Origin of the sequence: Paenibacillus turpanensis (assembly GCF_011421635.1) — a bacterium.
GTDB classification, from domain to species: domain Bacteria; phylum Bacillota; class Bacilli; order Paenibacillales; family YIM-B00363; genus Paenibacillus_AK; species Paenibacillus_AK turpanensis.
On sequence record NZ_WTLI01000022.1, the window covers coordinates 29,127 to 42,303 of the forward strand.

The window sequence follows — 13,177 nt, forward strand, 5'->3', positions numbered from 1 at the left end:
TGATGTGTTCATATAAGCAATTCGATAGAGGATATTCGCATAGATAGCGAAGTCCTTTTTTTGTTTCCCTTTGATTGTGGGAAATATGCTTTGTTTTTGTTTGAAAAAACCGTATTCAAAGATAAACAAACATGTTATAGTGAAATCAAACAAAAACAAAAACAAAGAAATGCAAACGGAGGGCGAAACAATGGTTCAAAGCTTATGGGATCAATCGAAGGCATCACAGCTGCAAAACGGGTTGGAGGAGCTGGTTTACCGCTCGAATCTGATCGGTTCTGACCGCAGAGTGTGCAACTGGGGCGGTGGCAACACGTCAAGCAAAACGACGGTAACCGACTTCCGCGGCCGTGAGGTGGAAGTGATGTACGTGAAGGGCAGCGGCTCCGACCTGGCCACGATGAAGGCGGGCAATTTCACGGGCCTGCGAATGGAAGACATTCGCCCGCTGTTCGAGCGCGAATCGATGAGCGACGAAGAAATGGTGGCTTACCTGGGCCACTGCATGATCGACGCGAAGCACCCGCGAGCTTCGATTGAAACGCTGCTCCACGCATTTTTGCCGTTTAAGCATGTCGATCATACACATCCGGATGCGATTATCAGCTTATGCTGTGCACATAACGGGAAAGAAATTGCCAAAGAAATTTTCGGGGACCGTTTTGTTTGGGTGCCTTACGTGCGTCCGGGCTTTACCCTGTCCAAGATGATTGCAGAGGGCGTGCTGGCGAACCCGAAGGCAGAGCTGGTGCTGATGGAGAAGCACGGTCTTGTCACGTGGGGAGAAACCTCGGCGGATTGCTATGCCAAGACGATTGCGATTATTAATGAAGCCGAAGCTTATATTGAAGCGCGTGTAAACGAAGAGTCTTTGTTCGGCGGAGTGAAATATGCAGCGCTGCCGGCGGAAGTACGCCGCAGTATTGCCGCTGAAGTGATGCCGGCGGTTCGCGGTGCGGTCAGCGATGCGAAAAAAATGATGCTTACCTTCGATGACGAAGCGGATGTGCTGCAGTTTGTCGGCGGACGTGAAGCGGCACAGCTTTCGCAAATCGGCGCAGCTTGCCCGGATCATCTCGTGCATACGAAGGTTGTTCCCCTGTACATTGATTGGGAGCCGAACGCAGAAGATGTGGATGGCTTGAAAGCGAAGCTGAAGGAAGGCATCGCAAGCTATAAAGAGCAGTACAAGGCTTACTTCGAGCGGAACAAAAATGAAGGCGACGTCATGTTCGAAGCGGCGCCGCGCGTCATCCTCATTCCGGGCGTAGGCATGATCAACACCGGCAAAAGCTGGGCGATGTCCAAGGTCAGCGGGGCATTGTATCATCGTGCGATTGCCGTAATGAGAGGCTCGACAACGCTGGGGCAGTTCGTTTCTCTAAGCGAAAATGAATCGTATAACGTCGAGTATTGGCCGCTCGAGCTGTATAAGCTGACGCTGGCTCCGCAGGAAGCCGAGTTTTCGCGCAAAATTGCGTTCATTACCGGCGGTGCTGGCGGAATCGGCAGCGAAACGGCACGCCGTCTCGTTTCCGAGGGTGCGCATGTCGTACTGGCGGATTTGAATCTTGAAGGCGCGCAAAAGGTTGCGGCGGAAATCAACGAAAAGTATGGCGAAAATCGTGCAATAGCGGTAAAAATGGACGTGACAAAGGAAGATGAGGTTGCTGCTGCGTACGCAGAAACAGCTCTTGTCTATGGCGGCATCGATATCCTGGTTAACAATGCAGGCCTTGCAACCTCCAGCCCGTTCGATGAAACGTCCCTGAAAGAATGGAATTTGAATATGAACGTGCTCGGCACAGGATATTTCCTCGTTGCCCGCGAAGCTTTTAAGATGATGAAAACACAGGGCATCGGCGGCAACATGGTATTCATCGGCTCGAAGAACTCCGTATACGCCGGTAAAAACGCGAGTGCTTACAGTGCGGCGAAGGCGCTGGAGGCGCATCTGGCACGCTGCATCGCGGCAGAGGGCGGAGAGTTCGGCATTCGTGTGAACACGGTATTGCCGGATGCGATTTTGCAGGGTTCGGCCATTTGGAACTCCAGCTGGCGTAATGAGCGTGCGGCGGCATACGGCATTGAGCCGGATCAATTGGAGGAGTACTACCGCAAGCGCACGACGCTGCTCGTGAACATTTATCCGAAGGATATCGCGGAAGGAATTGCCTTCTTTGCTTCCTCGAAAGCGGAGAAGACGACAGGCTGCATGCTGACGATCGATGGCGGCGTCCCGGCAGCATTTACACGCTAAGAGGAGCCGGGACATATAGGCTGTGTTCGCCATTCCGCGGAAGCTGCGCGGCTGCGATGATAGGTTAACTTTCCATATTAGGAGGAGCACCGAATGGAACAGCATATCGAAAGAAGCTACGAGGAAGCAAAGAAGCTGTATGCCCAGCATGGCATTGATGTCGATCAAGCGCTGGCACAGCTTGAGAAAATTAAAATTTCCATGCATTGCTGGCAGGGCGATGATGTTCGCGGCTTTTTATTCCGCGAACAGCAGCTCAGCGGCGGGATTTCGGTCACCGGGAACTACCCGGGGGCCGCTCGCACGCCGGAGGAGCTGCGCTCCGATTTAGAGAAAGCGTTTTCTTTGATCCCGGGTAAGCATAAGGTGAACCTGCATGCGATTTATGCGGATACGGACGAAAAGGTGGACTTGGATCAGCTGGAGCCGAAGCATTTTCAGAAATGGGTCGATTGGGCAAAGCAGCAGGGGCTCGGGCTTGATTTCAACCCGACCTGCTTCTCCCATGAGAAATCGAAGGATGGCTTTACGCTCAGTCATCCCGACCCGGAAATTCGCGGGTTCTGGATTAACCACTGCAAGGCGTCCCGCAAAATCGGCGCGCACTTTGGCGAGCAGCTCGGCCAAACCTGCGTGACGAACGTCTGGATTCCGGACGGCTACAAAGACGTTCCGGCAGACCGTCTGGCACCGCGGCAGCGCCTGAAGGCTGCGCTTGACGAGGTGTTCGCCGAGGAGCTGAATCCGCAGCATAATCTCGACGCGGTGGAGAGCAAGCTGTTTGGCCTTGGCTCCGAGGCTTATGTTGTGGGCTCCCACGAATTTTATATGGGGTATGGCATTCAAAATAATAAGCTGATTTGCTTGGACGCCGGTCACTTCCATCCGACGGAGGTCATTTCCAATAAGCTGTCGGCCTTATCGCTGTTTACGAACGGAATTTTACTGCATGTCAGCCGTCCGATGCGCTGGGACAGCGACCATGTCGTGGTCATGGACGACGAGCTGTTGGATATCGGTCGCGAGCTGGTGCGCGGCGACCTGCTGGGGAAAACGCATATCGGGCTCGATTTCTTCGATGCGAGCATTAACCGTGTCGCGGCTTGGGTGATCGGCACGCGCAATACGATTAAAGCGCTGCTGCGCGCCATGCTGGAGCCGGTGGACGCGCTGAAGAAGGCGGAGCTGGCTGGCGACTATACGACGCGTCTGGCGCTGACGGAAGAATTTAAATCCTACCCGTTCGGCGCGGTATGGGATTATTACTGCGCGAAGCAGGGCGTGCCGGTGCGCGAGCAGTGGCTCGTCGAGGTGAAGGCTTATGAGCAGGAAGTACTGCTGAAGCGAAATTCGTAAGCTCGTGCACGTCAGTATAACGATAAGGTGGTGAACGCGGGTGGCCATTCTCGCGTATGACTTAGGGGCGAGCAGCGGCCGTGCGATTCTCGGCCGGCTGACGAGCCGCAAGATGGAAGTGGAGGAGCTTCACCGCTTTCCGAATGATCCGGTGCAGGCCGGAGACAGGCTGCATTGGGATATCCTTCGGCTGCACCATGAGATCAAGCAGGGGCTGCTGAAGGCAAAGCATCAGGGCTTGAGTCTGGAAAGCATCGGCATCGACACGTGGGCCGTCGATTTCGGATTTATCGGCGGGAACGGCGAGCTGCTCGGCAACCCGTATCATTACCGCGACAACCATACCGACGGCATGATGGAGCGGTTATTCGAAGAAATGGCGCCGGCCGATATTTTCGAGCGCACCGGCATTCAATTTTTGCCTTTTAATACGATATTTCAGCTGTATGCGCTGCGGCAGGCCGATTCGCCGCTGCTTCGCGAGGCGAAGCATTTTCTCATGATCCCGGATCTGCTGCGTTATTTCTTAACGGGGGAAATGTGGAACGAGTTTTCCAACGCAACGACGACACAGCTTTACAACCCGGTTCAGGGAAAATGGGATTCGGTCCTGCTGCAAAAGCTTCAGCTGCCGCAGGAGCTGTTCGGCACGGTGCTGCAGCCGGGCAGTGCTGCGGGGCAGCTGCGGCCATCCGTATGCAGCGAGCTGGGCATCGGCAGCGTGCCGGTGGTCGCCGTCGCGGAGCATGACACGGGCTCGGCGGTAGCCGCCGTTCCGGCGACGGAGCGCTCGTTCGCTTACCTCAGCTGCGGTACGTGGTCGCTGATGGGGACGGAAACCGATCAGCCGGTGATAAATGAAGCGGCGCGGCAGTACAATTTTACGAATGAAGGCGGCGTGTTCGGCACGTACCGACTGCTGAAAAATATTATGGGGCTGTGGATCTTGCAGGAGGCGCGGCGGGAATGGGAGCGCGCAGGTCAGGCCTACAGTTTCCCTGAGCTGGTCGCGAAGGCGGAAGCGGCGCAACCGTTCGGTACCTTCATCGATCCGGACGATGTAAGCTTCCTGCCTCCGGGCGATATGCCGTCGCGCATTCGCGATTACGCGCTGCGCACCGGGCAGCGGCCGCCGCAGGACGTGGGCGAAACGGTTCGCTGTATTCTCGAGAGCCTTGCTATGAAATATCGCCGTGTGCTGGAAATGACGGAAGAGCTGTCGGGGCAAGCCTTCGGCGGACTGCATATGGTTGGCGGCGGAATTCACAATACGCTGCTCTGCCAATGGACCGCGAACGCCATCGGCAAACCGGTTTGGGCGGGTCCGGCAGAAGGCAGTGCCATCGGCAACCTGGCGGTGCAGTGGATCGCCCAAGGCGAGCTCTCCGATATTTGGGAAGCGCGCAGGGTCATCCGCGACTCGTTCCCGGTAGCGGAATACGAGCCGCAGCATGGATCCGATTGGGCCGAGGCTTACGGCCGCTTTTGCCGGGTAACCGGATTGAAATAGGAGGAAGAGAGGGTGCTTCGATGCTGGTCGCAGAACGCTACGAAAAAATTGTGCAGCTCGTGAACGAACGCGGAAGCATCCGGGTTTCGGAGCTCAGCGAGCTGTGCCAAGTGACGGAGGAGACGATCCGCCGGGACTTGGACCGGCTGGAGCAGGCGGGAAGGCTGCGCCGGTCGCATGGCGGAGCCGTCAGTGTGAAGGATGCCGATGCACAGCCGGAGATTCCTTATTCCGAGCGGGAAATTGCCAACGCGGAGGAGAAGAAGCGGATTGCCGAAGAAGCCGTTCAGCTGATCCGGCCCAATGACCGAATCGTGCTGGACGCAAGCTCGACCGCCTGGTACATGGCGAAAATCGTACCGGATCTCCCCATCACCGTGCTGACGAATTCCATTAAAGTAGCGACGGAGCTCAGCACCAAGGATAAAATTGAGGTGATTGCGATCGGCGGGCTGCTGGCTGCGCGCTCGCTCTCCTTTGTCGGTCCTTTGGCCGAGCGCTCCCTGGATGTGTACCACGTCGATAAAGCGTTTGTCTCCTGCAAAGGCGTTCATATGGAGCGGGGAATCAGCGAGTCGAATGAGCTGCAGGCACGTGTAAAGCAGAAAATGGTGTCGATCGCTGATGAGGTTGTGCTGTTAGCCGACTCCACCAAGTTCGGCTTGAAGGCTTTCGCACATGTGGCCGATTTGGCGGATGTCGATACGATGGTGACGGACCGCGGCGCTGCCGAGGAAACGATGGAATGGTTTCGCAGCCAAGGCATGCGCGTTCTTATCGTTTGAAGGACCGCAGCCCGCTTGCGAGTAATACTCCTTGGGAAGCTGGCTGTTTTCAAAGCATATTTTATTGCGATCCCTTACGATATCGAAATGTAGGGGCCGCTTTTTAACTAAACCTGTCTGACAACCTGATGAATAACAGTTCCGTGACGAAAAATGAGGTGCTGCGATGAAGGTATCATTGTTTATTACTTGTTTAAGCGACGCCGTGTACCCGAGAGTCGGGGAAGCCATGGTCCGGCTGCTGGCAAGATACGGTGTCAAGCTGGATTTCCCGGATGTTCAGACCTGCTGCGGTCAGCCGGCGTTTAACAGCGGCTATTGGCAGGAAGCGCGGACGGCGGCCCTGACCATTCTCGAGGCTTTTGAGGACAGCGATTTTGTCATCTCTCCCTCTGGCTCTTGCGCGTACATGATTCATCACTACGGCGATTTGTTTAAGGATGATCCGGTCATGCTGGCGAAAGCAGAGCGGCTGAAGCAAAAAACGTATGAATTTACTCAATTTGTCGTAGAAGTGCTGGGCGTTACCGATCTTGGCGCCGAGTTTCCTCATAAGGTTACGTACCATCCTTCCTGCCACGGCAGCCGCTTGCTTGGAGTGAAAAGCGAGCCGATGGAGCTGCTGAGCCGCGTTAAGGGCTTGGAGCTTGTGCCGCTGCCGTTTGCCGAGGACTGCTGCGGCTTTGGCGGTACGTTTGCGGTGAAAATGTCCGATATTTCCGGAGCCATGGTTACGGAGAAGGTGGATCATGTAAAAGAAACGGAGGCTGAGGTGCTGGTCGGGCTCGACATGGGCTGTCTGATGAACATCGCCGGGAACATGCGTTATCGCGGCGAACGGGTCCGGGTGATGCATTTGGCCGAGCTGCTGTACGAAGGGGTGAAGCAGGCATGAGCGGAATGACAGGGGCAAGAGCTGCAACGGTGAAGGAACGTGCCGAGCTTGCGCTGAACAATGAGTTTTTGCGAAAAGCGGTGCGGTTTACGACCGAGCGGCTCCGCAGCGGCAAAAAGAAAGCGGCGGAGGAGCATGGAAACTGGGAGGATTGGCGGGAGCGCGGACGGCAAATTCGTCTTCACACCATCGCCCACCTCGATTATTATTTAAATTTGTTTGCCGACAATGCGCGGGCGAATGGCGTCCATGTGCATTTTGCCGAAACCGCTGCAGAAGCGGTAAAGCTGACGCTCGCGATTGCCGAGCGTAAATCGGCGAGGTCGGTCGTGAAATCGAAGTCGATGGTGACGGAGGAGCTGCATTTAAATCAGGCGCTGGAATCGATAGGCGTCGAAGCGATTGAGACAGACCTTGGCGAATACATTATTCAGCTGGCCGGGGAAACGCCGTCGCACATCATTATTCCGGCGATCCACAAAAACCGGTATCAGGTGGCGGAGCTGCTCTCAAAGGAGGCTGGAGAAACGCTTCCGCCGGAGACTTCGGTGCTGGCCGGCTTCGTACGCAAAAAGCTGCGCGAAAAATTTCTTGAAGCGGATATCGGTATGACCGGTTGTAATTTTGCCATTGCCGAAACCGGATCGATGGTATTGTTCGAAAATGAAGGCAATGCGCGTATGGTCAGCACCGTGCCGAAGACGCAAATTACATTGATGGGTATGGAGCGAATCATTCCGTCGTGGGCTGATCTGGAGGTGATGGCCACACTGCTGCCACGCTCGGCAACCGGGCAAAAGCTGACCGTCTACATGTCGGGCATCACCGGCCCGAAACGGAGCGCAGACGCTGACGGTCCGGAGGAAATGCACATTATCATTATCGATAACGGCCGTTCGCTGCAGCTCGGAGACCCGGAGTTTCAAGAGCTGCTGAACTGTATCCGCTGCGGCGCCTGCTTGAATGCCTGCCCGGTATACCGGCATATCGGCGGCCATTCATACGGAGGCACGTACAGCGGGCCGATTGGGGCGGTGCTGACCCCGGCGCTCAAGAAGAACGTCGCCGAATGGGATGATATCGCCAACGCATCCAGCCTGTGCGGCGCCTGCTACGAAGCGTGCCCGGTCAAAATTCCGCTGCACGACATGCTGGTCTATCTGCGCCGCCGTAAAGTGGAAAGCGGCCATGGCGACAAGCTTGAGGCAGCCGGTATGAAGGGCTATGCGGCCGTCATGAAAAGCTCCGGACGCCTGAAGGCGGCGCTGAAGCTGGGCAAGGTCGGCCAAAAGCTGGTCGTGCGCGGCGGCGAAATTCGCTCGAAGCTCGGACCGCTCAAGGGCTGGAACAGCTACCGCGTAGCTCCGAGCCTACCGAGTCAGACCTTCCGCGAACGCTGGGATACGCTGGATCAGGAAATCCGCGAAGGGCTGAAGGAGCTGGATCCAGCGGTACGCAGCCGGATGGAGGACATGATTAAGCGCAGGGCGGAGAAAGGAGGGAGCGGGCATGGCGGAAACGGATAAACAGGAGCAAGGGCAAGCTCGCGAGAAGCAAGAGCATGAGCAGTGGCTGGCGCAGCTGGAGGAGCAGTCGCGCCGCAGGCAGCAGGCTTTTATGGACGGAATCGCGCAAAAGCTGGGCCGCGCAAGGGTGACGGAGGCGCCGCAGCATCCATTCCGCGGCGCTCCTAGCTTCTGGCAGGACTACGAGTTGCCTCTTGAGAAGCGAATCGAGCAGTTTACGGAAAACTTTCAAGCCGCGGGTGGTCATGTGATTCGAGCCGGGGGCATGGAGGAGGTAAAGCAGTTTATCGTGAAGAAAGCGGCGGAGCTGAGTGCGAAGTATATGCTTCGTCAGGATGAGCCGCAGCTCGCGGAGCTGGCGTTAGAGCAGGAACTGACAGTTGACGTGCAGCTCTCCGTCTGGAACAGCAGCGAGGAGGAGCGCTCATGGAAAGCTAAGGCGGCGGAGGCCGACATCGGCATCGTGCTTGCCGATTACGCTGCCGCCTATACGGGCTCCCTTACTGTGCTTTCTGCAAAGGAAAAGGGTCGATCCGTCAGTCTGCTGCCGACCGTTCTGATCGTGGTACTTCCCATCGAGCGGTTGAAAACCCGGCTTGGCGAAATTTTGGTTACCTTCGATGAAGCCGGCCGGGAGCAGCTGCCTGCGGGCATTCATTTTATCTCAGGGCCGAGCCGTTCGGCCGATATCGAAAATGACTTGACCATCGGCGTACACGGCCCTGGCATTGTTTATACGCTGATCGTCGGGTAAGGCGGGAGCATGCGATGGATGTGACAAAGCTGGTGAAACGCAATCACTACGAGGAGATCACGGAGCAGCTGAAGCGAATGATCGAAGAGAGCAAGCTGAAGGTGGGCGAGCGGCTGCCTTCCACAAAGGAGCTGTCCGAAAGTTTCGGCGTCGGACGCTCGACCATGCGTGAAGCGCTCAGCGCCTTAAAAGCGATGGGGCTCATCGACATCCGCCAAGGCGGCGGCGCTACGGTCATTCGCAGCAGCGCCATTGGCGGCATGCTGGAGCTGCCGGAGCTGAAGTCGCTGCGCATGAATAAGGCGACGCTCCTCGAGCTGATGGAGGCGCGCCAATCGCTTGAAGCCTCGAATGCGGCGATCGCCGCAGAAAGAGCGGCTGCCGCAGACTTAGATGCGCTGCGGCGGATCGTCGAGGAGATGGAGCTGGCCATCGGGGACGAGGTAAAGGGGGAGCGGACGGATGTGCTCTTCCATCTCACGCTGGTAAAGGCGACGGGAAACTCGATCCTCGTTCGCTTGTATGAAAGCATTATGCAGCAAACGGAAGCGGCGATCCGCGATATCCGCAGAGTGAAGATTTACGCCGATCCCTCAGTCGGGCGGCGGCTTTATGAGGAGCATTTGGCGATCTACGAGGCGATTGCCTTACGCGACCCGCTTCTTGCCTCCCGGCGGATGAAGGAGCATTTGCAGCATGTTGCCGGTATTTTGGCGCAGCTGCTGACGTAAACAGAAGCTCTGCGCGGAGTGCGCCGGTTACATTTTCCATAACTCCAGCCCCCTCTTATATAAAAAAACAAATCCTGTGCTATAATTGTTAAATAGTACGCATGAATGTGAAATAAGTACAAGCCGTTTGGCATTCAAGGATAACATTTGGTCAAATGGAGGGGGCGGTTGGTATCGAACTTACACCTCGGCAGCTCGAGATTATTGAGATTGTCAAGAAGCACGCTCCGATTACGGGAGAACAAATCGCAGACCTGCTCGGTGTAAGTAAGCCGGCCCTGCGCTCTGATCTGGCTATTCTCGTAACGGTTGGCTTCGTTCGCTCGAAGCCAAAGGTCGGCTATTTTCCCGGGGAGGCGTCGGAACCGAATCCGGCCGCGCTGCAGCGGCTGAAGGGTTATAAAGTGAAGGACCTGCAAGGGAAACCGATTTCTATAAAAGGCTCAACGACCGTTCATGATGCGGTTATTATGCTGTTTTCGGAAAATATCGGAACACTGGTCGTGACCGATGAGTTTGATCATCTCGAAGGGATCGTGTCACGCAAGGATTTGCTTAAGGTGACCTTGGGCAATCCGTCTTCAGCCGGTATGCCGATTCACCTTGTCATGACGCGCCACCCGAACATTGTGACGATTTCTCCGGATGAATCGGTCATTGAGGCGGCCCGCAAAATGATTCATCATCAAGTGGATAGTTTGCCGGTGGTCAAGTCCTCGCCCCCGGAGGCGGGAAAAAGCAAGCAAATCGTGGTTGGGCGCATCACCAAGACGCATATGACGAAAGTGCTTTTGGAGATGGCGCTGGAAGGATAGTTTCATGGTATAAGGTACGTTGGCGCTTCAAAGCGAACGGAGGATCGGCTGCCTTGGGATTGGCAGGCACGTGGAGGAAAATGAACTGAATATGGACGAGGTATCGGAGCTCCGCCGTTTGGCGGGGCTCTTTTGTTTCGATTTACTCCGATTAAGAAAGGAAGCGAGGCGCACCCGATGATGCGCGGGACAGTTTAGTTGCTCAAAGCGATTCGTTTTCAGCAGACTAAAGTTTCTTATAGATGTACTTCTATTGAAGCAAGTTATGAGGATTTAGTGCGGTATATATCTCTATGTGGTTAAAAAGTATGGTCTTTTGTGAACGTTTACTTTTAACTATTGCGAATCAATTGGGGTTCGGTGTATATTATTTCATATAAATAGTATACGTTAATGAATTGGTATGATGTACACTTATTCTTCGGTGCAGAGCCAAAGGAAGGATGGATGGACGATGAAGCGTCATGCGGTCGGAACGGTGAGCGAACAGGTTGTTGGGGGCGTAAAGGTATATCGGGATCTGTCCGTTTCCGGACTTATTCAGGAAGCTTTAGCACGAAAGGAAGGAACGTTGAGCTCGACGGGAGCGCTGCAGGTGACAACAGGCGCAATTACCGGCCGCTCGCCGAAGGATAGATACATTGTGCACGAGCCTTCTGTGGAACGTGATATTGACTGGGGCACCGTGAATCAGCCGATGTCGGCCGAGCATTTTGACAGGCTGTACCGCAAAGCGCAGGAGTATATGTCCGGGATCGAGCGCTTTGAGTGGAGCGGGTATGCCGGGACGGACCCCGACTATCAAATCCCCGTCCACGTCATTACCGAATACGCGTGGCACAGCTTGTTTGCTCAGCAGCTGTTCATCCGGCAAGCAAAACGTGATGCGCTGCGGGATTTACAGGGCTTTACGATTATTGATCTTCCGGGACTGAAGGCCGATCCTGCAGAGGACGGGACACGCAGCAGCACCTTTATTTGCATCTCCTTGGAAAAACGAATCGTTCTCATCGGGGGAACCGAATACGCGGGGGAAATGAAGAAGTCGATGTTTTCCGTATTAAATTACTTGCTTCCGCATCAAGGCGTGCTGCCGATGCACTGCTCTGCCAACGTGGGAGTACAAGGCGATGTCGCGCTGTTTTTCGGGCTTTCCGGCACTGGAAAAACAACGCTTTCCGCCGATCCGAAGCGCGCCCTGATCGGAGATGATGAGCACGGCTGGTCCAACAGCGGGGTGTTTAATTTTGAAGGCGGCTGCTATGCAAAATGTGCGGGGCTGGAAGAGGAGAAGGAGCCGCAGATTTGGCGGGCGGTGCGGTTCGGTGCGATTTTGGAAAACGTCGTATTGGACCCGGAAACTCGAGTCGCTGATTACGATGATCTGTCCCTAACGGAAAATACAAGAGCGGCGTACCCTGTCGAATATATTGAAGGGACGTTGATCCCGGGAATCGCCGGTCATCCGAATGTAATCATTTTCTTGACGGCTGACGCGTTCGGTATCCTGCCGCCGATTGCAAAGCTGACGAAGGAACAGGCGCTTTATCACTTTTTGTCAGGGTACACCTCCAAGCTAGCCGGTACCGAGCGCGGGGTGACTGCACCGGAAGCGACGTTTTCTGCCTGCTTCGGAGCACCGTTTCTCCCGCTGCACCCGACAGTCTATGCTTCGATGCTTGGAGATAAGCTGGACCGGCATCAATCACGGGTATATTTAGTAAACACGGGCTGGTCCGGAGGACCTTACGGCGTGGGCCGCAGAATGAATTTATCGTATACACGCGCGATAGTGTCTGATGCGCTTAGCGGAGAAATGGAACAGGCTTCGTTCACGCCGGACCCGGTGTTCGGATTTTTATGCCCGGATGCCGTCACGGGCGTACCGAGCGAGCTGCTTCAGCCGCGTAATACGTGGCAGAACGCGGAGGAGTACGATGCAAAGGCAAAGGAGCTTGCCGCGCGTTTTATCGCAAATTTCGAAAAATACGGAGAGGCCGGGGAATCGTTGCTTTCCGGTGGTCCAAGAAGGAGCTAATGTCGCATGGAGCAAACATTTATTATGGTGAAGCCGGATGGCGTGCAGCGCGGGTTAGTTGGGGAAATTGTAAGCCGCTTAGAGCGGAAGGGGCTGTTGCTTTGCGGAGCGAAGCTGGTGCAGCTGACGAAGGAGCAGGCCGAATTTCATTATAAAGAGCATGAAGGCAAGCCGTTTTACCCGGAGCTTGTTCGTTTTATTACTTCCTCCCCGGTTTTTGCCATGGTATGGGGCGGGGACCAAGCGATTGCGCTGACCCGCATGTTGATTGGAAAAACAAATGTGCTGGATGCGGCTCCCGGCACGATTCGCGGAGATTTCGCCGCACATACGCCGATGAACTTAATCCATGGCTCGGACTCGCAGGAAAGCGCAGCGCGTGAAATCAACAATGTGTTTGCAGCGGATGAGCTGCTGGAGTACAAGAAAGCGATCCAAACGTGGCTTTAGAAAGATGGGGACATCCATGAAAAGAAACAAGCTGCCGGAGTCAAATGCCTGGCAGCT

Annotated in this window: 11 protein-coding genes; all 11 read left to right on the forward strand. The window is 55.3% G+C overall.

Translation table 11 applies throughout. The features are described 5' to 3' along the window. The first annotated feature begins 190 nt into the window (after positions 1-190). The 11 genes from GQS10_RS18550 to ndk all read left to right on the forward strand — a co-directional run bounded on the left by GQS10_RS18550 (position 191) and on the right by ndk (position 13,120). The gene (locus tag GQS10_RS18550; RefSeq protein WP_166245010.1) at positions 191-2,260 is read left to right on the forward strand and encodes a bifunctional aldolase/short-chain dehydrogenase; all 2,070 of its coding nucleotides are present in this window, start codon (positions 191-193) and stop codon (positions 2,258-2,260) included. 93 nt (positions 2,261-2,353) lie between these two features. Then, positions 2,354-3,616 carry an L-rhamnose isomerase gene (gene rhaA, locus GQS10_RS18555; RefSeq protein ID WP_166245012.1) on the forward strand — a complete coding sequence of 421 codons (1,263 nt, stop codon included), beginning with the start codon at positions 2,354-2,356 and terminating at the stop codon, positions 3,614-3,616. 40 nt (positions 3,617-3,656) lie between these two features. After that, a complete protein-coding gene (locus tag GQS10_RS18560) occupies positions 3,657-5,126 on the forward strand; it encodes an FGGY-family carbohydrate kinase (RefSeq protein ID WP_166245014.1) in 1,470 nt (489 codons plus the stop codon). A gap of 20 nt (positions 5,127-5,146) precedes the next feature. Further along, positions 5,147-5,911, forward strand: a complete 765-nt coding sequence (locus tag GQS10_RS18565; protein ID WP_166245016.1) for a DeoR/GlpR family DNA-binding transcription regulator — start codon at positions 5,147-5,149, stop codon at positions 5,909-5,911. A gap of 166 nt (positions 5,912-6,077) precedes the next feature. Continuing rightward, entirely contained in the window at positions 6,078-6,806 is a 729-nt protein-coding gene (locus GQS10_RS18570; RefSeq protein ID WP_166245018.1) for a (Fe-S)-binding protein, read from the forward strand. 5 nt (positions 6,807-6,811) lie between these two features. Next, on the forward strand, positions 6,812-8,332 hold the full coding sequence (locus tag GQS10_RS18575) for a LutB/LldF family L-lactate oxidation iron-sulfur protein (protein ID WP_166245126.1): 1,521 nt from the start codon (positions 6,812-6,814) through the stop codon (positions 8,330-8,332). Next, positions 8,316-9,086 (forward strand): LutC/YkgG family protein, encoded by a 771-nt coding sequence (locus tag GQS10_RS18580; RefSeq protein ID WP_166245020.1) that lies wholly within the window; start codon positions 8,316-8,318, stop codon positions 9,084-9,086. The genes GQS10_RS18575 and GQS10_RS18580 overlap by 17 nt, the downstream gene beginning before the upstream one ends. A gap of 14 nt (positions 9,087-9,100) precedes the next feature. Further along, positions 9,101-9,817, forward strand: a complete 717-nt coding sequence (locus tag GQS10_RS18585; protein ID WP_166245022.1) for a FadR/GntR family transcriptional regulator — start codon at positions 9,101-9,103, stop codon at positions 9,815-9,817. Positions 9,818-9,972: 155 nt separating this feature from the next. After that, positions 9,973-10,632 carry a helix-turn-helix transcriptional regulator gene (locus GQS10_RS18590; protein WP_166245024.1) on the forward strand — a complete coding sequence of 220 codons (660 nt, stop codon included), beginning with the start codon at positions 9,973-9,975 and terminating at the stop codon, positions 10,630-10,632. Positions 10,633-11,086: 454 nt separating this feature from the next. Beyond that, positions 11,087-12,670 carry a phosphoenolpyruvate carboxykinase (ATP) gene (gene pckA, locus GQS10_RS18595; protein WP_166245026.1) on the forward strand — a complete coding sequence of 528 codons (1,584 nt, stop codon included), beginning with the start codon at positions 11,087-11,089 and terminating at the stop codon, positions 12,668-12,670. A gap of 6 nt (positions 12,671-12,676) precedes the next feature. Then, positions 12,677-13,120, forward strand: a complete 444-nt coding sequence (gene ndk, locus GQS10_RS18600; RefSeq protein WP_166245028.1) for a nucleoside-diphosphate kinase — start codon at positions 12,677-12,679, stop codon at positions 13,118-13,120. Positions 13,121-13,177 lie beyond the last annotated feature (57 nt).